The sequence below is a fragment of the Caballeronia choica genome, from assembly GCF_001544535.1.
GTDB lineage: Bacteria > Pseudomonadota > Gammaproteobacteria > Burkholderiales > Burkholderiaceae > Caballeronia > Caballeronia choica.
The window spans coordinates 48,200-67,707 of record NZ_FCON02000014.1; the positions used below are offsets into that span (position 1 = coordinate 48,200).

Here is a 19,508-nt window from a genome sequence, read left to right on the forward strand (position 1 = left end):
GAGCGCGCAGTCCAAACAAAACGGGCCCCGCGCAAAGCGCGGAGCCCGTCGTGAAAGCTGCTTGCTGCGCGGCTTTCGGATCGCTTGCGGCGTGGCTTAGCTGCCGTACACGTCGAAGTCGAAGTACTTCTTCTCCAGCTTCTTGTACGTGCCGTCCTTGATGATGTCGGCGATTGCCTTGTCGATCTTCGACTTCAAGTCCGTATCTTCTTTGCGCAGGCCGATGCCGGCGCCGTTGCCGAGCGTCTTCGGATCGTCGATGTTCTTGCCGGCGTATTCGAAGCCCGCGCCGCGCGGCGTCTTCAGGAAGCCGATTTCAGCCTGCACCGCGTCCTGCAGCGCCGCGTCCAGACGGCCTGCGATCAGGTCGGCGTAGACCTGGTCCTGGTTCTGGTACGGCGTGACCTTCACGCCCTTGGGCGCCCAATAGGTCTTGGCGTAGGTTTCCTGAATCGTGCCTTGCTCCACGCCGACCGTCTTGCCCGCCAGGCTTTCCGGCGTCGGCTGGATGTTGCTGCCCTTCTTCGCGACGAGGCGCGTCGGGGTGTTGAAGAGCTTGCTCGAGAACGCGATCTGCTCGGCGCGTTGCGGCGTCATCGACATCGACGAGAGCACGCCGTCGAACTTCTTCGCCTTCAGTGCCGGGATCATGCCGTCGAAGTCGTTTTCGACCCACACGCACTTCGCCTTCAGGCGCGCGCAGATTTCGTTGCCGAGGTCGATGTCGAAGCCCACCAGCTTGCCGTCCGGTCCCTTCGATTCGAACGGCGGATAGCTAGCGTCGACGCCGAAGCGGATCGTGGAATAGTCCTTGGCCTGTGCGGCGGTGACGGCGGTAAGCGACGTGACTGCGATGAGGGACATCGTCAGGGCGGCAAGCAGTTTTTTCACTGTTTTAAACTCCAGAGGGTGGTCGATACATCCCGGCAGGTCTCTTTTCCGGGGCGGCGGCGCGAGTCGCACCGCACGGTTTTCTATTCCGCGGATCGTGTCCAGTCAGAATCCGCAGCAGATTAACATCCCAAAATAGTTACGGAGTTAGTGAAAGCCCCGATGGCGGCTGATTAGAGTCAATCCTCGTGCGGGTTCGCAGAGCGCGCCTGGTGACATCGGACGATGAGTGCGTGATCCGGGCCGGCACGAAAGTTCGACGTTCGACTTTCGTCAGGTGCTTGAAAGTAGACGCGATCCTTCGATGAGCTAGCAAGCGCTGCGCGAGATTCTGATTTCCCTGCATCCGATCGCCCGGTGCAGTCCCCTGGTTCGAGGCCGTGCGGCTCGCAACGTGAATCTCATCAGTTGTACCCAAAGGCCTTGCGGCGTGAGCCGCAAGGCCTTTGGTGCATCCGGGCGTATGCCATCCGGCTGAATTGCCCGTCTTTCATCGCCGGGCGATGCTCGAACTGGCGTTATGACCAGGACTTTCCCCAACGTCCCCACGACGCCGTCCATGAGTTGCGACAAAAAGCGACTTGCGTTTGTATACCTGTTCGAGTATAAATACATGCAGTCAGACGAAAAACCGCTCTTCTGGGTGGGCAGCAGCAAAAAGGATCTGTGCGCGCTTCCAGCGGAGGTGCGCCAGTTTTTCGGTCACGCGCTCGATGTCGCGCAACGCGGTAGTCACCATCAGGCGGCGAAAGTGTTGCGCAGTTTCGGCGGTGCGGGCGTGCTGGAGATCGTGGAGGACGACGCTGCGGGTACCTATCGCGCGGTCTATACGGTGCGGTATCGGGAAGCGGTATTTGTTCTGCACTGCTTCCAGAAGAAGAGCAAGTGCGGTATCGCCACGCCAAGCGAAGAGATGGACATCGTCCGGTCGCGGCTGAAAGTGGTGGAAATCTTGGCCAAGGAGCTACGAAGTGGAAAAACGTATCATTGATGGTGTGGAATTCGAAGTCGGTTCGGGTAACGTCTTCGCCGACCTCGGTCTGCCCGACGCCGAAAAGCTCAAGATCAAGTCCGGGCTCGTGTTCGAGATCGCAAAGGCCATTCGTCGGCTTGAGCTCACTCAGGAGCAGGCGGCTCGCCGCATGGGCATCCCGCAACCAAAGGTGTCCGGCCTGCTGCGCGGCGATTTCGCCAATCTTTCGGAACGCAAACTGATGGATTGCCTGACGCGCCTCGGATACGACATCGAGATCACGGTGAAGCGGACCGCGGCCGAGACGGGCCATCTCGTGCTCGCCGTGGCCTGAGTTCGCCGCCGCTCGAATGTGGCTATCGGCCGCTGTCGGCTGCTGCTGGTGGCTACTGGTGGCTATCGAGCGTCTTGCCGGCTTGCCCGGCGCGATGCTTCGACGTGTGGCTCTTGTGTTTCGCGGGCGCATGAGACGAGTGGGCGCCGGAGTGTTGTCCCGGCATGGAAGACGCGCCCTCCGCGAAGTGATACGTTTCCGCCCGGGCGGCCGTCGACAGTGCAGCCAACGCGCACAACGCCACGAAGGCCAGATATTTCGCCTGCTGCATCAGATTCTCCTGGGATCGGGGCTGCGAGCTTACCTCAAGGCGCGCGAGGCTCGTGCCGAACGGTCGGCTCAACGCTTGCGCAGCGGCTGATCCTTCATGAACCACGCGAGCACGAACGCAATTAACACGACACCCGCCGCGACCAGATAAACCGTGTGCATCGACGCTGCGAAGGCGTTCAGGTAATCGTCATGCAGCGCGGCCGGCAAGTGCTGGATGGCTTGCGGCCCAAGCGATCGCGGCAACTCGACGCCTGCTGGAATCGCCGCTTCGAGCCGCGAGCGCAGTCCGTTCGTGAAGATCGCGCCGAAGGCGGCGACGCCCACCGAGCCGCCAATCGAGCGAAACAGCGTCGCACCGGAGGTCGCCACGCCGATGAAGCGAAACTCCACGGCGTTCTGCACTGCGAGCACGAGCACCTGCATCACCATGCCGAGTCCCAGGCCGAGCACCGCCATGTAGGCGTACATGACGTGAATCGGCGTGGCGATCTGCAACGTGGAAAGCAGCAGCATCGCGCTGGCGACGAGCGCCGTGCCGGCGATCGGAAACAAGCGGTACTTGCCGATCTTGCTGATTACGCGCCCGCTCACGATCGACGAGAACAGCACGCCCGCCATCATCGGCGTGATCTGCAAGCCGGCTTGCGACGGCGTCGAGCCCTTCACGACCTGCAGATAAAGCGGCAGGAAGGTGACCGAGCCGAACAGCGAAAAGCCGATGATGAATCCGATCAGCCCGCTCAACACGAAGGTGCGCTCCTTGAATAGCGAGAGCGGCATGATCGGTTCGGCGGCGAGGCGTTCCTCATACACAAAACCCCCGATCGAGATCAGCCCCAGCAGCAGCGTGCACCACAGTTGCGGCGAACTCCACGGCAACAGCGTGCCGCCCTGGCTCGTGAACAGGATGATGCAGGTGAGGGCGGAGGCGAGAAACGCCGCGCCCATATAGTCGATCTTGTGTTTGACGTGCGCCGTGTGCGGCTTGAACACGGCGCCGATCACGATGAGCGCGGCAATACCGAGCGGCACGTTGATATAGAAGATCCAGCGCCACGACAAATGCTCGACGATAAACCCGCCGAGCAGCGGCCCGACCACCGTCGCGAGGCCGTACACGCCGCCGAACAGACCCTGGAACCGGCCGCGCTCGGCGGGCGGAATGACGTCGGCGATCGCGGCCATCGTGATGACCATCAGGCCGCCGCCGCCCAGGCCCTGCAACGCGCGCAACACGATCAGCTGCGTCATGTCCTGCGCTACGCCGCACAGGATCGAACCGGCGAGAAAAATCAGGATCGATGCCTGCAGCACGACCTTGCGGCCGAACAGGTCGCCGAACTTGCCGTAGAGCGGCACGACGATCGTCGAAGTCAGCAGATATGACGTGACGACCCACGACAAGTTTTCAAGCCCGCCCAGTTCGCCGACGATGGTCGGCAGCGCCGTCGACACAATGGTCTGGTCGAGCGCACCGAGCAACATGACGAGCAGGAGCGCCGTGAAGAGCAGGCGGATCGGCGGCCTTTCGGAAGCTTGCGCGGCGGCCGCGGTTTGGTGCAAAGCTGCCATTGCAGGGACTCGGTTGAAATTAATTAACACGGAAGTTAATATAGGCCAGGTATCTGACAAGGTCAATGCGTCCATGACAAAAGTTGTTACTGAAACTGACTTGGCAATCGCGCCGCCCGCCGCGCCGAAGAAGGCGGGCCGGCGCCCCGGCCGTCCGACTGGCGCGCACGGCAGTGACGCGCGCGAGCAATTACTGGATGTCGCGCTCGGCATGTTCGCGCGGCAGGGCATCGTCGAGACGACGCTCGGGGCGATCGCGCGCGAGGCGGGCGTGACGCCGGCGATGGTCCACTATTACTTCAAGACACGCGACCAGTTGCTCGACGTGCTGATCGACGAGCGCTTCGGCCCGTTGCGGACCGAACTCGGCCAGGCGTTCACCAGTTCGGACGAGCCGGCCGATGCCCTGCGCGCGTTCGCCGAAGCGCTGGTCGCAACGGTCGACAAGCATCCGTGGTTCGCGTCGCTCTGGGTCCGCGAAGTGATCAGCGAGGGCGGCTTGCTCCGGCTGCGCATCGCCGAGCGTTTCGGCGATGCCCACCGGAAGGCGACGATCGAACGCATCGAAAAGTGGCAGAGGGAGGGCAAGCTGAACCCGGAACTGGAGCCGTCGCTGGTGTTCGTGTCGCTGTTCGGCCTGACGGTATTCCCGCTTGCCACCTGGAAGTGGCGCGAAGGCGAACGCAAGCTGACGAGCGAGCAGATCGCGCGCCACGCTGTCGCGCTGCTCACGCACGGCGTCGGGCCTCGCTAAGCGGCACTAACGGGCACCAACGGACACTCACGGAGCGCGCGACGCGATGGAAAACCTGCTCAAGAAACTCGACTTGACTTCGCTGCGGCTTTTCGTGGCCGTCTGCCAGGAGAAGAACATCGCGCGGGCGGCGGAGCGCGAGTTCATCGCGTCGTCGGCGGTGAGCCGGCGCATCGCCGAGATCGAGGGGCTGATCGGCCTGCCGGTGATCGAGCGGCAGTCGCGCGGCATCGCGGTGACGCCGGTCGGCGAGACGGTGCTGCGCTACGCGCAGATGATCATCGCCGATATCGAGGCGATGAGCGCCGAACTGTCGCTGTTTCAGTCGGGGGCCAAGGGCAGCGTGCGCGTGGTGGCGAATCTGTCGTCGATCGTGCAGTTCCTGCCGGAAGACGTCGCCGCATTCGAGCGCGTGTTTCCGAACGTTCACATCGACCTGGAAGAGCGCCACACGGCCGATGTGCTGCGTCTCATCGCCGAGCGCGGCGCCGATCTCGGCATCTGCAACGCGACGGGGCTCGATGCCGCAGAGGTCGAGCACGCGCCGTATCGGTCCGACCGCCTCGCGCTCGCGGTGCCGCGCGCTCACCGGTTCGCGGCGGCGGCGCGCGTCGCGTTCGCGGAGTTGACGGGCGAACGCTTCGTCGGCCTGCACGATGAAAGCGCGCTGACGCGGCAACTCGCAGCCGAGGCGGCGCGCCAGCACGCGCAACTCGACGTCAAGATCCGCGTGAGCAGCCTCGATGCACTCTGCCGCATGGTCCACGCGGGACTGGGCGTGGCGATCGTGCCGGAGCAGACGGCGCAGCTTTATCTGGGCACGCTGGATATCGCGATCGTGCCACTGTCCGATGCGTGGGCCGTGCGTCAACTGGTGATCGTCTACAAGCATCGCGAGCAGTTGAGCGCGAGCGCGGCGGCGCTGGTGCGGTTTCTCGCGCAGGAAGTCACTTAGCGCGTTGAGCGCGGAAAGGGGCAGAGGCCTCGCGAACCGAGACGCGAGCGTTGCCAACTCGATACTTCGCCGCGCCGGGCGCCGCTCGTATAGTGACGCGTAGCAAGGAGAAGCCCATGGAAGACCTGATTCGCCTGAGCGGCCGCGCGCTCTACCTGTCGCAGGATCCCGCCATCGTCCGCGCGCAGCTCGCCGGCAAGCCGATGACGCGGGCGGCGGCCGGTCCGTTGCGCGATAACGTATCGACCGACGAAATCACGCCCGTCACCGTCATGCTGACCTACGACGAGCGTCTCGGCCGGTATCCGTACGTCGGCTTCGAAGCGGGCGGCGAAAAACCGATCGGCGACTTCGACGTGAAGAACGGCGGCTTCCAGATCACGGTCGCCGGCAAGCGCTATGGCAAGGGATCGTCGCGGGAATCGAGCCCGCTTGCCGAATTGTCGGCGGGAATACGGCTGATCGTCGCTGAGAGTTTCGAGCGCATCTATCAGCAGAATTGCGACAACATCGGCATTCTGACCACCACCGATTTCTCCGTGCTCGACCGCATTCTCGCGGGTGAGCCGGTGCCGATCGACGAATTCCTGAGCGGCCGCGACGCCCTCACGCAGCAGATCATCCGCAGCGGCGGGCTGCTCGCGTACAGCAAGTTCGCCGACTGGCCCGCGCCACGCCCGCGCGAGGTGAGCGCGAGCACCGGTCAGCCGAAGACGCTCGTCGAAAAGATCATCGAGCGGCATCTGCATCCGGGCACGGAACGCGCCGAGCTCGGCGACGGCGTGTTCGTCGCTGCCGACTGGCGTTTCTCGCACGACTATTTCACCGGGATGTGCGCGCACCTGATGCATCGCGCGTTCGGCAAGCCGGCGGCGCTGCACGCGCCGGATCACATCATCGCATTCCAGGACCATCTGATTCTCGCACCACAAAGCGTGCCGCACGTGCAGGGCGGCTTGCTGCCGGGCGTCGCGAACCTGATGGAAGGCCACACCACCTTTGCGCGCAGCTATCCGGTGCGCGCGCACGGCGCGTTGCCCGATGGCGTGCCCGGCTCCGACGGCATCTGTCACGCGGTGATGGCCGAACGCTACGCGCTGCCGGGCCAGATCGTCGCGGGCACGGACTCGCACACGCCGCATTCCGGCTCGCTCGGCTGCCTTGCGTTCGGCGCGGGCGCGACCGAGATCGCGAACAGTTGGGTCACCGGCTACGTGCGCTGCAAGGTGCCGGAGACGTTGCGTGTCGAAGTCGAGGGCACGTTGCGTGCGGGCGTGACAGCGAAGGACGTCGTGCTGTATCTGCTTGCGACCGAGTCGATCCGCGCGGGCGGCGCGATCGGCCTCGTGTTCGAATACGCGGGGTCGGCGGTGCGCGAGATGTCGATCGACGAGCGCGCGACGCTCACCAACATGGTCGCGGAACTGGGCGGATTCACGGGCATCGTCGAGCCGGACGAGAAGACGGTCGCGTTCCTGAAGGAGCGGCGCAATGTCGACTTCACGGTCGAAGGGTGGATGAAGAGTGACGCGGGCGCGACCTACGCCGACGTGATCCGCATCGACGCCGGCAGGATCGAGCCGATGCTCGCGCGTCCCGGCGACCCCGGCAATGGCGTGGCGGCGTCGCAGCTTGGTTGTGAAGTCGCGGTGAACATTGCGTACGGCGGCTCGTGCACGGCGGGCAAGCGCGAGGACTTCGACTATTACCACGAGGTGCTGCGCTGGGGCGTCGAGCGCGGCATGACAGTCGCGGCCGGTACGCAATTGTTCCTGCAGTTCGGCACGATGGAAGTGCGCCGCTATTGCGAGGAAAAGGGCTATTTGCCGACCTTCGACCAGGCAGGCGTCACGCTCGTGATGCCCGGCTGCGGCTCGTGCGCGAATTGCGGGCCGGGCCAGTCGACCTCTTCCGCCGACGTCACGATCAGCGCGATCAACCGCAATTTCCCGGGCCGTTCGGGGCCCGGCAACGTGTGGCTCGCGAGCCCCTACACCGTTGCGGCGAGCGCGCTGGCGGGCAGGATCGTCACGTTCGAGGCGTTGCAGAAGACCCGCTGAGTATCCAGGCGGTTAAAATGCGCGCCGGACTTCGCGTTTCCGGCAGCGCCGCTACGAACCGACAGGGACGAGCACGAGCAACCGGCGCGAGACTGGCCTCATCAGTAACAAGTTGCAGGGGCACGGAGTAAGGCGCATGGGGCCAGAGTAAGCGCTGAAGCGCTAACTCTGGCCGACAGCGCCAACTCGGGTCGACCGCAACAAGTTGCATGGGACCCGAGTAAGGCGCTAAAGCGCCAACTCGGGTCGACAGGAGACAAATAGATGGCAACCCCTCAAGCGGCGAACGCGCCGAGCGCGCACGCCGACTCCCAATCCGCCGCGCTTTCGGCCGGCACGATCTCCGCGCGGCTCGACCGCCTGCCCGCCACGCGCTCGATGTGGAAGCTCGTCGTCCTCCTGAGCCTCGGGTTCTTCTTCGAACTGTACGACCTCCTGTACTCGGGCTACGTCGCGCCGGGGCTCGTGAAGAGCGGCATCCTCACGCCGACGACCGTCGGCCTGTTCGGCATGACGGGTGTCGCGAGCTTCATCGCGTCGCTGTTCACGGGGCTGTTCATCGGCACGATTGCGTGCGGCTTTCTCGCCGACCGCTTCGGGCGACGCGCGATCTTCACGTACTCGCTGCTGTGGTACACGGCCGCAAACCTGATCATGGCGTTCCAGGACACCGCGACGGGCCTCAATCTCTGGCGCTTCATCGCCGGACTCGGCATCGGCGTCGAACTCGTCACGATCGGGACATACATTTCGGAACTGGTGCCCAAGCACATTCGCGGACGGGCGTTCGCCTGCGAGCAGGCGGTCGGCTTCATGGCGGTGCCGGTCGTCGCGTTTCTTTCGTATCAGCTCGTGCCGCGCGCGCCGTTCGGTATTGACGGCTGGCGCTGGGTCGTCGTGATCGGGGCGCACGGCGCGCTCTTCGTGTGGTGGATTCGCCGGCATCTGCCGGAAAGTCCGCGCTGGCTTGCGCAGAAAGGGCGGCTCGAAGAAGCCGACCGCGTGATGACGGACCTCGAAGCGAAGATCGCGAACGAGTACGGCCGGCCGCTGCCGCCGCCCGCCGCGCCCGAGCCCGTTTCGACGCGCGGTACGTTCGGCGACATGTGGAAGCCGCCCTACGGCAAGCGCGCGACGATGATGATCATTTTCAACGTGTTCCAGACGGTCGGCTTCTACGGCTTCGCGAACTGGGTGCCGACGCTGCTCATCAAGCAGGGCATCACGATCACGACGAGCCTCATGTACTCGACGATCATCGCGCTTGCCGCGCCGGTCGGGCCGCTAATCGGCCTCGTCATCGCCGACAAGTTCGAGCGCAAGACGGTGATCGTCGCGATGGCGGGGCTCAACGTAGTGTGCGGGCTGCTGTTCAGCCAGTCGTCGAATGCGGCGTTTCTCGTCGCGATGGGCGTGTGCCTGACGCTCGCGGGCAACATCATCTCGTACAGCTATCACGCGTACCAGACCGAGCTTTTCCCGACCAGCATCCGGGCGCGGGCGGTCGGCTTCGTTTATTCCTGGAGCCGGTTTTCGGCGATTTTCACGTCGTTCATCATTGCGGGCGTGTTGAAGGAATTCGGCTCGACCGGCGTGTTCGTGTTCATCGCGGGCGCGATGATGATCGTGATGGCGGCGATTGGATTGATGGGGCCGAAGACGCGGGATGTGGCGCTGGAGAAGATTTCGCACTAGATGGCGTATCAACGGTTTTGAGTGCGTGGCGGTCGGAACTATGCGTGTTCGCGCCCCTTATGCCAGAATCCGCACTACCCGCACTTTCAAAAAACCGTCATGTCCGACACGCTCACGCCAGCCGAGGCGGATCATGCGATGCGTCACTGGACGTATCGTTCCGCCGGCGACATTCAGATCGGGTCCGCTCAGCACAAGCGGATGTTCTGCGAGTTGCTGCTGACCACGCACAATCCGTACAAGCCCGCCGTCATCGACTGGCCGACGCTCGCACCCGCGGCGCTCAGGCGCGTGACGTCGCTGCCGATCTGGGACATCGCCGTGCAGACCGAAGGCCGCGCATCGATACGCGTCGCGACCTACGCGGCCAGCATCGGCGACCCGCTGCTGCGCGAAGCCATCACGATGAACGGCGAAGAGGAAGCGCGCCACAAGATCGTGCTGTCGAAACTGGTGGAGGCCTATGGCATCGAACTCGCGCCCGAGCCGCCGTATCCGCCGCCCGACGATCCGCTGCGGGCCTGGATGCTCACCGGCTACAGCGAATGCATCGACAGCTTCTTTGCGTTTGGCCTCTTCGAAGCGGCGCGTCGCTCGGGCTATTTTCCCGGGGAACTGGTCGAGACCTTCGAGCCGGTGATTCAGGAAGAAGCGCGCCACATCCTGTTTTTTGCCAACTGGGTCGCGTGGTATCGACGCAGCCTGCCGTGGTATCGGCGACCGTGGTTCCTCGCGAAGACCTGCGGGGTCTGGATTTCGCTGATCCGGGATCGCGTGTCGCTCGCGCGCGGCTTCGACAAGAGCGGCGCGGCGCAGGACATGAATTTCCCGGCAAACGTCGGCGATTCGGTCAGCGGCGGGGTATCGGCGGGGGCGCTGATCGATTGGTGTCTCGCCGAGAACGATCGCCGCATGGGCGGCTACGACGCGCGCCTGTTGCGGCCGACGCTCGTGCCGAAACTTGCGCGCATCGTTCGCCGTTTTATCAAGTAGCGCGCTTTTTCTCGTAACGGCGCGACGCCTCTTCCACGTCCTGACGGAACTGCGCGAGCGCCGCTGCATTCGCTTCCGGCGGTTGCAGCGCCGCCCACAATACGTCGACCAGTTCGTTCGCCGTGTTGTCGATCTGAGCCTGACTCAGCCGGCGCTTCGCGAGCGTCGCATCCCACAGCACGTGCTCCATCGGCCCGAAGACGAGCGAGCGCATCAGGCGCAGCGAGAGGTCGGCGCGCACGTGGCCGAGTTCCTGCCCGCGGGCGAGCACGTTCATCAGCGGCGCGGTATAGCGGCGTTGCAGTTCCGTGAGCGTGTCGCTCAGGTCGTGCTGCTTCGTGCGTCCTTCCGACAGAACCAGCGAGCACAGCCCGGTGCCATTCACCAGCATCAGCCGCAAATGCGTTCTCACGATGAACGCGAACTGCTGACGCACCGAGCCGTCGCGCGGCAGGCCCGTCTCGAACGCGTCGATGATTTCGTCGTACCAATCCGCGATCACCCGCGCGCACAATTCCCGCTTGCCGCTGAAATAGCTGAAGACGGTCGCTTCCGAAATGCCGGCGCGTTGCGCGATCTCGGCGCTGGTCGCGGCGTCGTAGCCTTTTTCAGCGAACACGTCGCGGCCGGCCTGAAGGATGTCCTTCACGCGCTGCTGCGATTTGACACCCGACGGTGTGCGGCGGCCGGTGGCGGAAGAAGTGGCTGACATGGCGGCTGGACATCAGTGTGCTGGAATAAATGTGAGCGTAGCTCAAAAAATGGTTGACGGCCAGAGCAATTGAGCGTGAAATTGCCCTATTCGTCAAGCAAGCGCCGTGTGTGAGCGTGGCTCATTTTCAGGGTGCGCCGAAAACATTTTAAATCTGGAGGAGACATCCCATGAGTAACGTTCCCGGCCTGAGCTTCGCATTGGGCGAAGACATCGACATGCTGCGCGATTCGCTCGCGAACTTCAGCGCGAAGGAAATCGCGCCGCGCGCCGCGGAAATCGACCGCACCGACCAGTTCCCGATGGACCTGTGGAAGAAATTCGGCGACCTCGGCGTGCTCGGCATGACGGTTTCCGAGGAATACGGCGGCGCGAACATGGGCTACACCGCGCACATGGTCGCGATGGAGGAAATTTCGCGGGCGTCGGCGTCGGTCGGGTTGTCGTATGGCGCGCATTCGAACCTGTGCGTGAACCAGATCCACCGCAACGGCACCGAGGCGCAGAAGCGCAAGTACTTGCCGAAGCTTGTGTCGGGCGAACACGTCGGCGCGCTCGCGATGAGCGAGCCGAACGCGGGTTCGGACGTCGTCAGCATGAAGCTGCGCGCCGATGAAAAGGGCGACCACTATGTGCTCAACGGCACCAAGATGTGGATCACCAACGGCCCGGATTGCGACACGCTCGTCGTCTACGCGAAGACCGACATCGAAGCCGGCCCGCGCGGCATCACGGCGTTCATCGTCGAGAAGGGCGTGAAGGGCTTTTCCGTCGCGCAGAAGCTCGACAAGCTCGGCATGCGCGGCTCGCATACGGGCGAACTCGTGTTCGAGAACGTCGAAGTGCCGAAGGAAAACATCCTCGGGCAACTGAACGGCGGCACCAAGGTGCTGATGAGCGGGCTCGACTACGAACGCGCCGTGCTGGCGGGCGGACCCACCGGCATCATGCTCGCGTGCATGGACGCGGTCGTGCCTTATATCCACGACCGCAAGCAGTTCGGGCAGGCGATCGGCGAGTTCCAGCTGATCCAGGGCAAGGTCGCCGACCTCTACACGACGCTGCAGGCGTGCCGCGCGTATCTGTACGCGGTCGGACGCCAGCTCGATACGCTCGGCTCGGGTCACGTGCGCCAGGTTCGCAAGGACTGCGCGGGCGTGATTCTCTACACGGCGGAGAAGGCCACGTGGATGGCCGGCGAAGCAATCCAGATTCTCGGCGGCAACGGCTACATCAACGAATACCCGGTCGGGCGTCTGTGGCGCGATGCGAAGCTCTATGAAATCGGCGCGGGCACGAGCGAGATCCGCCGCATGCTGATCGGCCGCGAACTGTTTGCCGAAACGGCTTGAGCGAGCACACGACATGCCGATCATCGAAACGAAACTGAATCCGCGCGGAGAAGAATTCCGCGCCAATGCGGCGGCGCTCGAAGCCGTCGTCGCGGACCTGAAGGAAAAAGTCGCGAAGGTCGCGCTCGGCGGCGGACAGGCGGCCCGCGACAAGCACGTCGGGCGCAACAAGCTGCTGCCGCGCGACCGCATCGCGCAACTGCTCGATCCGGGCACGCCATTCCTCGAACTGTCGCAACTCGCGGCCTACGGCATGTATAACGACGACGCGCCGGGCGCGGGCGTCATCACGGGCATCGGCCGCATCGCGGGGCAGGAGTGCGTGATCGTCTGCAACGATGCGACGGTCAAGGGCGGCACGTACTATCCGATGACGGTGAAGAAGCACCTTCGAGCGCAGGAAATCGCCGAGCAGAACCGCCTGCCGTGCGTCTATCTCGTCGATTCGGGCGGTGCGAACCTGCCGAATCAGGACGACGTGTTCCCCGATCGCGATCACTTCGGCCGCATCTTCTACAACCAAGCGAATATGTCGGCGCAGGGCATCGCGCAGATCGCCGTGGTCATGGGCTCGTGCACGGCGGGCGGCGCCTACGTGCCCGCGATGAGCGACGAATCGATCATCGTCAAGAATCAGGGCACGATTTTTCTGGGCGGGCCGCCGCTGGTCAAGGCGGCAACCGGCGAGGAAGTCAGCGCCGAGGATCTCGGCGGCGGCGACGTGCATACGCGCCTGTCGGGCGTCGTCGATCATCTGGCGCAGAACGATGCGCATGCGTTGGGCATTGCGCGCAGCATCGTCGGCAATTTGAATCTCGTGAAGCCGACGCCGCTTGCGTTGAGGGAGCCGTTGCCGCCGCGTTATGACCCGCGAAGCGTCTACGGCGTGATTCCGGTCGATACCCGCAAGCCGTTCGATGTGCGCGAAGTGATCGCGCGCATCGTCGACGATTCCGCCTTCGACGAATTCAAGGCCCGCTACGGCACGACGCTCGTCTGCGGTTTCGCGCATATCTGGGGCCATCCGGTCGGGATCATCGCGAACAACGGCATTCTGTTTTCCGAGTCGGCGCTGAAGGGCGCGCATTTCATCGAATTGTGCTGCCAGCGCAAGATTCCGCTCGTATTCCTGCAGAACATCACGGGCTTCATGGTCGGGCGCAAGTACGAGAACGAAGGCATCGCGAGAAACGGCGCGAAGATGGTGACGGCGGTTGCAACGGCGAAGGTGCCGAAGTTCACGGTGATCATCGGCGGGTCGTTTGGCGCGGGTAACTATGGCATGTGCGGCCGTGCGTATTCGCCGCGCTTCCTGTGGATGTGGCCGAACGCGCGCATTTCGGTGATGGGCGGCGAGCAGGCGGCCTCCGTCCTGGCGACTGTGCGTCGCGACGGCATCGAAGGCAAGGGTGGGAACTGGTCGAAGGAGGATGAGGAAGCGTTCAAGGCGCCGATCCGCGAGCAGTACGAGGTTCAGGGCCATCCGTATTACGCGAGCGCGCGCCTCTGGGACGACGGCGTGATCGACCCCGCGCAGACCCGCGACGTGCTGGGCCTCGGGCTCGCCGCGACGATGAACGCGCCGATCGAGGACACGCGGTTTGGCGTGTTCCGGATGTGAATTCCTCTACGACTCAGGCTCTCCCATGTTCAATAAAATTCTGATCGCGAACCGCGGCGAGATCGCGTGCCGCGTTGCCGCTACCGCGAAGCGACTTGGCGTCGGCAGCGTCGCCGTCTATTCCGACGCCGATGCGAAAGCGAAGCACGTCGCCGTCTGCGACGAAGCGGTTCACGTCGGCGGATCGGCTGCGGGCGAGAGCTATCTGCGCATCGAACGCATCATCGATGCCGCGCTGAAAACCGGCGCGCAAGCGATCCACCCGGGCTACGGCTTCCTCTCCGAGAACGAGGACTTCGCCCGCGCCTGCGACAAGGCGGGCATCGTGTTCATCGGACCGCCGGTCGAGGCCATCTCGGCGATGGGCTCGAAGGCGGCGGCCAAGGCGCTGATGCAATCGGCGTCGGTGCCGCTGGTGCCGGGCTATCACGGCGACGACCAGGACCCTGCGTTGCTGCAACGCGAAGCGGACCGCATCGGCTATCCGGTGCTGCTCAAGGCGAGCGCGGGCGGCGGCGGCAAGGGCATGCGCGTCGTGGAAAAGAGCGCGGACTTCGCGGCGGCATTGGTCTCTTGCAAGCGCGAGGCGGCGAGCAGCTTCGGCAACGATCGCGTGCTGATCGAAAAGTATCTGCTGCGTCCGCGCCACGTCGAAGTGCAGGTGTTCGCCGACAAGCACGGCGGCGCCGTCTATCTCTTCGACCGCGACTGCTCCGTCCAGCGCCGTCACCAGAAAGTGCTGGAAGAAGCGCCCGCACCGGGCCTGCCCGACGAAGTGCGCCGCGCGATGGGCGAAGCGGCGGTCGCCGCCGCGCGCGCGGTGAACTACGTCGGCGCTGGCACGGTCGAGTTCATCATGACGCAGGACGGCCAGTTCTACTTCATGGAGATGAACACGCGGCTGCAAGTCGAGCATCCGGTGACGGAGATGGTCACGCGTCTCGATCTGGTGGAATGGCAGCTCAAGGTCGCAGCGGGCGAACCGCTGCCTCTGACTCAGCAAGAACTCAAGGTCGAAGGCCACGCCATCGAAGCGCGCGTCTACGCTGAAAATCCGTCGCGCGGATTCTTGCCGTCGACGGGTACGCTCAAGCATCTGCGCATGCCGGCGGCGGTGGAATTCACGCTCGAAGGCAACGTGCGCATCGACAGCGGCGTGCGCGAAGGCGACACCATCACGCCGTTCTACGATCCGATGATCGCGAAGCTGATCGTGCATGGCCGCGACCGCGCCGATGCGCTCGCGCGCATGTCGCGTGCGCTGCGTGAATGTGAAGTGGTCGGGCCGCATACGAACGTCGAGTTCCTTCAGCGCATCGTCGCGAGCGAGCCGTTCACGCAGGGCGATCTCGATACCGGCCTGATCGAGCGTCATCACGACACGCTCTTTGCGCCGTCCACCGTGCCGCAAAAGGAAGCGCTCGCGCTCGCCTGCGCGGCGTTGCTGGCGCGCGAAGGCGGCGAGGCGCATGGCAATTCGCCGTGGGATGCGCTGTCGCACTGGCGCATGAGCGGCGGCTACGCCCAGGACCTGAACTGGCGCGCCATCGAAACGGACGAAGCGCTGCAAGCCGTCTTCACCCGCGAATCGACCTCCGGTCACGCCGACGACAAGCGCCTCGAACTGCTCGGCGAGAACGTGCGTTTCGACTGGTCGCATGCCGCCGAGCCGCACACGCTCGCGGTGCTGCTCGACGAATCGCTGATCAAGGGCCGCGTGTTCGTCGACGGCGACGTCTTCCACGTGTTCTATCAGGGCGCGTCGCTGGCGTTCGAATGGCAGAACCTGATGGCGCATGCCGCCGACGCGGAACACGTAGGGCGGCTCACCGCGCCGATGCCCGGCAAGGTGATTGCGGTGCTGGTGGAAACGGGCGCGTTGGTGGAGAAGGGCGCGCCGCTGCTCGTGATGGAGGCGATGAAGATGGAGCACACGATCGTCGCGCCTTCGACTGGCAAGGTCGGCGAAATCCTCTTCAGCGTCGGCGATCAGGTGGCCGACGGCGCCCAGTTGCTCGTCATGGAAGCCAGTTGAGCGGCCCTTTCTGAGGCCCGATGAGCGTTTCCGTTGTCTCGGTCTTCACGAAAATCTCCACCCGCCGGTTCAACGCACGCCCGTCGGGCGTGTCGTTGCTGGCGATCGGCCGCGTGTAGGCCATCCCCTTCGTCCTGATTCTTGCAGCAGGCACGCCGCGTGCGACCAGTGCGTCGGCGACCGCTTCGGCACGCGCTGACGAAAGCGCGTCGTTGTAGGCGCGCGATCCTTCATTGTCGGTGTGGCCTTCGATCAGGACGGGGCGCGTGCTGCGCTTGAGCAGCACGGCGGTGCGGTCGAGCATCGCAATGCTGTCGGGGCGGATCCGCGCTTCGTCGGTGTCGAAGAGCGCGGCTTCAGGCATGCGCATCTCGACGCCGGCTTCGGCCGGATTGACGACGACGCCAGCCTTGGCGTTGTCGGCTTCTTCCTTTGATCTGTCGAGACCGGACGAGCAGCCGGCCATGAAAACGCTGAAGGCGCAGACGCTCGTGATCGATTGGATGGCTTTCACTGGCAGTTTCGAAGAGCGGATGCTCGAGACAAGGTCGTTCGATTATAGGGAACGCGCTCGCCTGATTTGTAAAGAACCATAGTCGGCGCGGAAGGCCGGCAAAACGCGCGCCACGTACGCTGCGCGCCCTCGACAGGCCGACATACAATGCCTGCTGTTCCCGCCGACCCCGCCCTTCGACGAACCGCGATGATTCAACCCAATCACAGTCCCTCCGAGCAAGAGAAAGACGCGAAGCGCCTGCAACGCGCAGCGTCGGCGGTGCTCTATACGGCGCTCGTCGCCGTCGCGCTGTGGACCATGCGCACCTTCATCCCGGCGGTGGTGTGGGCCGCCGTGATCGCCATCGCATTGTGGCCCGCGTTCGGCTGGCTCGAACGGCGGCCCTGGCTCGGCAAGCACAAACTGCTGCTTGCGTTCAGCGTCACGGCGGCCGTCGGCCTGCTGTTCGTCGTGCCGTTCGCGATTGTCGCGACGGAGGCGGGCCGTGAGGCGCGCGACATGATTCACTGGTTCCAGGATGTGCTGCGCTCGGGCCTGCCGATGCCCGACTGGCTCAATCGCCTGCCCACTGGCTCGCGCCAGATCGCGTCCTGGTGGACGGAGAATCTCGCGATGCCGCTCGAATCGTCGCCTGCGGTGCAAAAGCTGCATGGCGCGAACTTCATCGCGATGACGCGCCACTTTGGCAGCCGTGTCGCGCATGGCCTGATCGTCTTCGGGTTCATGCTCGTGACGCTTTTCTTCATTTTCCACGCAGGATCGAAGCTCGGCGAGCAACTGCTGGCGGGGTCGCGGCGCGCGTTCGGCTCCGAGGGCGCGACGCTCGCGCGGCGCATGGCCGACTCGGTGCGCTGCACGGTCGTGGGGCTCGTCGTGGTCGGACTCGGCGAAGGCGCGCTGCTCGGCATCGCGTACGGGATTGCCGGCGTGCCGCACGCGACCTTGCTCGGCATGCTGACCGCCATCGCCGCGATGTTGCCGTTCTGCGCGCCGATCGTGTTTCTCGGCTCGGCGTTGTGGCTCGCCGCACAAGGATCGATGGTGGCGGCGATCGGGGTGGCGGTGTTCGGACTCGTCGTGGTGTTTGTCGCCGAGCATTTCGTGCGGCCCGTGCTGATCGGCGGATCGACGCGCTTGCCGTTTTTGCTCGTGCTGTTCGGGATTCTCGGCGGCGCCGAGACTTTCGGGCTGCTCGGGCTGTTCATCGGCCCCGCGCTGATGACGATTCTGGTCGTCTTGTGGACCGATTGGGTGCGATAGGCAAGCGACGCTCCGGGCCAGCAACTCGCGAACGCATCGCGCGCCCGGGCAAGCGGCGGTAGAATCACGCGACCCCGAATCCTTCGAGCTACTGACTTTGCTCTTCTCGCGCTCATCATCGAAACCGCGCCTGCGCGTGCCGCGCGACGCCCGCATGCCGTGGCGGCCCGTGCACGCGCGCACGCTGTTCAGCCGCCCGGCCATCTCGCCGCAGCGCCTTCTTCTGCGGCGCATCTACATGGTGCTCGCGTTATGCCTGCTCGCGTTCATGATTCTTTACGTCGACCGCGATGGCCTGCGCGACTCATCGAAGCAGACGAACGAGCTCATGAACCTCGTCGACGTCGTTTATTTCACGATGGTGACGGTCGCGACCGTCGGCTATGGCGACATCGTCCCGGTGACGGCACGCGCGCGTCTCGTCGATGCGCTGCTCATCATGCCGATCCGCGTCATCATCTGGTTCATCTTCCTGGGCACCACGTATCAACTGGTGATCCACCGTATCGTCGAGGAATATCGCATGAAGCGCCTGCAACGAAACCTGCGTGACCACATTCTCGTGTGCGGCTACGGCCTCTCCGGTTCGATCGCCGTGCGCGAACTGCTCGAAAGCGGCACCGATGCGCACCGCATCGTCGTGATCGATACGAACGAGGCCGTGCTCGAAGCGGCCACGGGGGTCGGGGTGACGGGCCTGCTCGGCGACCCGTCGCGGGAAGACATCCTGCGTCAGGCGCAGGTGAGCGAGGCACACGCGGTGATCGTCGCCGTCAGCGACGATCCGACCGCGATCCTCGTCACGCTCTCGGTGCGGAGTTTTGCGCCGAAGGTGAAGATCGTCGTGCGGGTTCAGGAGCACGTGTTCCAGCGGCAGGTGCGGCAGGCGGGCGCCGACGTGATCGTCTCGTCGACGAAGATCGGCGGCCTGCTGCTCGCCGACGCCGTCGAGAGCCAGTATGTCGTGCCGTTCGTCTCCGACATGCTGTCGGCGCGCGGGCGCGTGACGCTGCTCGAGCGCCTCGCGTTGCCCGGGGAAGTCGGGCAGATGACCAACCAAGTGGAGGGCGCGATCGTCGTCGGACTGGCGCGGGGAGGAAAGGTGATGGAGTTCTACGACGACCCGCATGTCGCGATCGAAGCCGGCGACACGCTCGTGCTGATCCAGTCGTCGCGGCGGGGCAGCGTCAGCTAGGCGCGCCCGAGCGTTCCTGCACGCACACCCACGGCGAGACGACGACGGCCCACAATTCCGGATCGCGTGCGGCGAAATCGGTGGCGGTTTCGGCCTGCACGCGTTCGAGCAACCCGGCCGCGAGCCATTTGGCGACCTGCTTCGTGTCGTCGCTGGCGACGGACTCCGCGACGCTCACGAGATCGAGATCGCGCGCCACCTTGAGCAGCACGCCGCGCGCGAAGAAGCGCTCCAGTTCTGACCAGCCGATCTGTGCGGTTTCAGCGAGGAGTTTGAGATACAGCGGGGAAGGGGATTGTGCTTCGGACATGGCGAA

Annotated in this window: 18 protein-coding genes; 12 read left to right on the forward strand and 6 right to left on the reverse strand. The window is 64.5% G+C overall.

Annotated features, from left to right (window positions below; translation table 11 throughout):
- Window positions 1-96 precede the first annotated feature (96 nt).
- Window positions 97-891, reverse strand: a complete 795-nt coding sequence (locus AWB68_RS08940; protein ID WP_087643998.1) for an ABC transporter substrate-binding protein — start codon at window positions 889-891, stop codon at window positions 97-99.
- A gap of 613 nt (window positions 892-1,504) precedes the next feature.
- On the opposite strand from AWB68_RS08940, the gene AWB68_RS08945 reads away from it, so the two are divergent.
- Window positions 1,505-1,882 (forward strand): type II toxin-antitoxin system RelE/ParE family toxin, encoded by a 378-nt coding sequence (locus AWB68_RS08945; protein ID WP_087644054.1) that lies wholly within the window; start codon window positions 1,505-1,507, stop codon window positions 1,880-1,882.
- Complete coding sequence (locus tag AWB68_RS08950; protein WP_087643999.1) at window positions 1,863-2,198, forward strand: helix-turn-helix domain-containing protein; 336 nt, start codon at window positions 1,863-1,865, stop codon at window positions 2,196-2,198. The genes AWB68_RS08945 and AWB68_RS08950 overlap by 20 nt, the downstream gene beginning before the upstream one ends.
- Before the next feature lie 52 nt (window positions 2,199-2,250).
- Here AWB68_RS08950 and AWB68_RS08955 read toward each other — a convergent pair whose 3' ends face one another.
- A complete protein-coding gene (locus AWB68_RS08955; protein ID WP_087644000.1) occupies window positions 2,251-2,469 on the reverse strand; it encodes a hypothetical protein in 219 nt (72 codons plus the stop codon).
- Window positions 2,470-2,537: 68 nt separating this feature from the next.
- Window positions 2,538-4,043 (reverse strand): MDR family MFS transporter, encoded by a 1,506-nt coding sequence (locus AWB68_RS08960; protein WP_087644001.1) that lies wholly within the window; start codon window positions 4,041-4,043, stop codon window positions 2,538-2,540.
- Between the two features lie 73 nt (window positions 4,044-4,116).
- On the opposite strand from AWB68_RS08960, the gene AWB68_RS08965 reads away from it, so the two are divergent.
- The 5 genes from AWB68_RS08965 (at window position 4,117) to AWB68_RS08985 (ending at window position 10,500) form a co-directional block, all read left to right on the forward strand.
- Window positions 4,117-4,797: a TetR/AcrR family transcriptional regulator gene (locus tag AWB68_RS08965; protein ID WP_087644002.1), complete on the forward strand. Its 681-nt coding sequence runs from the start codon at window positions 4,117-4,119 to the stop codon at window positions 4,795-4,797.
- A gap of 46 nt (window positions 4,798-4,843) precedes the next feature.
- Window positions 4,844-5,752, forward strand: coding sequence for a LysR family transcriptional regulator (locus AWB68_RS08970; protein ID WP_087644003.1), 909 nt, complete (start codon window positions 4,844-4,846; stop codon window positions 5,750-5,752).
- A gap of 116 nt (window positions 5,753-5,868) precedes the next feature.
- Window positions 5,869-7,812: an aconitase family protein gene (locus tag AWB68_RS08975; protein WP_087644004.1), complete on the forward strand. Its 1,944-nt coding sequence runs from the start codon at window positions 5,869-5,871 to the stop codon at window positions 7,810-7,812.
- Between the two features lie 264 nt (window positions 7,813-8,076).
- Window positions 8,077-9,507, forward strand: coding sequence for an MFS transporter (locus AWB68_RS08980; RefSeq protein ID WP_087644005.1), 1,431 nt, complete (start codon window positions 8,077-8,079; stop codon window positions 9,505-9,507).
- Between the two features lie 99 nt (window positions 9,508-9,606).
- Window positions 9,607-10,500 (forward strand): aminomethyltransferase, encoded by an 894-nt coding sequence (locus tag AWB68_RS08985; RefSeq protein WP_087644006.1) that lies wholly within the window; start codon window positions 9,607-9,609, stop codon window positions 10,498-10,500.
- Here AWB68_RS08985 and AWB68_RS08990 read toward each other — a convergent pair.
- Window positions 10,493-11,212, reverse strand: a complete 720-nt coding sequence (locus AWB68_RS08990; protein WP_087644007.1) for a TetR/AcrR family transcriptional regulator — start codon at window positions 11,210-11,212, stop codon at window positions 10,493-10,495. The two genes, AWB68_RS08985 and AWB68_RS08990, sit on opposite strands and share 8 nt — an antisense overlap.
- Before the next feature lie 170 nt (window positions 11,213-11,382).
- Here AWB68_RS08990 and AWB68_RS08995 point away from each other — a divergent pair, with 170 nt between their 5' ends.
- The 3 genes from AWB68_RS08995 to AWB68_RS09005 are packed head-to-tail and all read left to right on the forward strand — an operon-like array spanning window position 11,383 to window position 16,220.
- Window positions 11,383-12,564 carry an isovaleryl-CoA dehydrogenase gene (locus AWB68_RS08995; protein ID WP_087644008.1) on the forward strand — a complete coding sequence of 394 codons (1,182 nt, stop codon included), beginning with the start codon at window positions 11,383-11,385 and terminating at the stop codon, window positions 12,562-12,564.
- A 13-nt stretch (window positions 12,565-12,577) separates the two neighbouring features.
- Window positions 12,578-14,185: a carboxyl transferase domain-containing protein gene (locus tag AWB68_RS09000; protein WP_087644009.1), complete on the forward strand. Its 1,608-nt coding sequence runs from the start codon at window positions 12,578-12,580 to the stop codon at window positions 14,183-14,185.
- Window positions 14,186-14,210: 25 nt separating this feature from the next.
- Window positions 14,211-16,220, forward strand: a complete 2,010-nt coding sequence (locus AWB68_RS09005) for an acetyl/propionyl/methylcrotonyl-CoA carboxylase subunit alpha (RefSeq protein ID WP_087644010.1) — start codon at window positions 14,211-14,213, stop codon at window positions 16,218-16,220.
- Here AWB68_RS09005 and AWB68_RS09010 read toward each other — a convergent pair.
- Window positions 16,204-16,734, reverse strand: a complete 531-nt coding sequence (locus AWB68_RS09010) for an OmpA family protein (protein WP_087644011.1) — start codon at window positions 16,732-16,734, stop codon at window positions 16,204-16,206. The two genes, AWB68_RS09005 and AWB68_RS09010, sit on opposite strands and share 17 nt — an antisense overlap.
- 189 nt (window positions 16,735-16,923) lie before the next feature.
- Between AWB68_RS09010 and AWB68_RS09015 the strand changes: the two genes are divergently transcribed.
- Together AWB68_RS09015 and AWB68_RS09020 are read left to right on the forward strand one after the other, a co-directional pair.
- Entirely contained in the window at window positions 16,924-17,997 is a 1,074-nt protein-coding gene (locus AWB68_RS09015; protein ID WP_087644012.1) for an AI-2E family transporter, read from the forward strand.
- 154 nt (window positions 17,998-18,151) lie between these two features.
- The gene (locus AWB68_RS09020; RefSeq protein ID WP_087644055.1) at window positions 18,152-19,192 is read left to right on the forward strand and encodes a potassium channel family protein; all 1,041 of its coding nucleotides are present in this window, start codon (window positions 18,152-18,154) and stop codon (window positions 19,190-19,192) included.
- Here the strand turns inward: AWB68_RS09020 and AWB68_RS09025 are convergent.
- Window positions 19,185-19,502, reverse strand: a complete 318-nt coding sequence (locus AWB68_RS09025) for a DUF2288 domain-containing protein (RefSeq protein ID WP_087644056.1) — start codon at window positions 19,500-19,502, stop codon at window positions 19,185-19,187. The two genes, AWB68_RS09020 and AWB68_RS09025, sit on opposite strands and share 8 nt — an antisense overlap.
- Window positions 19,503-19,508 lie beyond the last annotated feature (6 nt).

What these genes read in the sequence shown, in the direction of transcription:
- AWB68_RS08945 (WP_087644054.1), top strand. Translation starts at nt 1,505, where the DNA reads ATGCAGTCAGACGAAAAACCGCTCTTCTGGGTGGGCAGCAGCAAAAAG.
- AWB68_RS08955 (WP_087644000.1), bottom strand. Translation starts at nt 2,469, where the DNA reads ATGCAGCAGGCGAAATATCTGGCCTTCGTGGCGTTGTGCGCGTTGGCT.
- AWB68_RS08960 (WP_087644001.1), bottom strand. Translation starts at nt 4,043, where the DNA reads ATGGCAGCTTTGCACCAAACCGCGGCCGCCGCGCAAGCTTCCGAAAGG.
- AWB68_RS08965 (WP_087644002.1), top strand. Translation starts at nt 4,117, where the DNA reads ATGACAAAAGTTGTTACTGAAACTGACTTGGCAATCGCGCCGCCCGCC.
- AWB68_RS08970 (WP_087644003.1), top strand. Translation starts at nt 4,844, where the DNA reads ATGGAAAACCTGCTCAAGAAACTCGACTTGACTTCGCTGCGGCTTTTC.
- AWB68_RS08975 (WP_087644004.1), top strand. Translation starts at nt 5,869, where the DNA reads ATGGAAGACCTGATTCGCCTGAGCGGCCGCGCGCTCTACCTGTCGCAG.
- AWB68_RS08980 (WP_087644005.1), top strand. Translation starts at nt 8,077, where the DNA reads ATGGCAACCCCTCAAGCGGCGAACGCGCCGAGCGCGCACGCCGACTCC.
- AWB68_RS08985 (WP_087644006.1), top strand. Translation starts at nt 9,607, where the DNA reads ATGTCCGACACGCTCACGCCAGCCGAGGCGGATCATGCGATGCGTCAC.
- AWB68_RS08990 (WP_087644007.1), bottom strand. Translation starts at nt 11,212, where the DNA reads ATGTCAGCCACTTCTTCCGCCACCGGCCGCCGCACACCGTCGGGTGTC.
- AWB68_RS08995 (WP_087644008.1), top strand. Translation starts at nt 11,383, where the DNA reads ATGAGTAACGTTCCCGGCCTGAGCTTCGCATTGGGCGAAGACATCGAC.
- AWB68_RS09000 (WP_087644009.1), top strand. Translation starts at nt 12,578, where the DNA reads ATGCCGATCATCGAAACGAAACTGAATCCGCGCGGAGAAGAATTCCGC.
- AWB68_RS09005 (WP_087644010.1), top strand. Translation starts at nt 14,211, where the DNA reads ATGTTCAATAAAATTCTGATCGCGAACCGCGGCGAGATCGCGTGCCGC.
- AWB68_RS09015 (WP_087644012.1), top strand. Translation starts at nt 16,924, where the DNA reads ATGATTCAACCCAATCACAGTCCCTCCGAGCAAGAGAAAGACGCGAAG.
- AWB68_RS09020 (WP_087644055.1), top strand. Translation starts at nt 18,152, where the DNA reads ATGCCGTGGCGGCCCGTGCACGCGCGCACGCTGTTCAGCCGCCCGGCC.
- AWB68_RS09025 (WP_087644056.1), bottom strand. Translation starts at nt 19,502, where the DNA reads ATGTCCGAAGCACAATCCCCTTCCCCGCTGTATCTCAAACTCCTCGCT.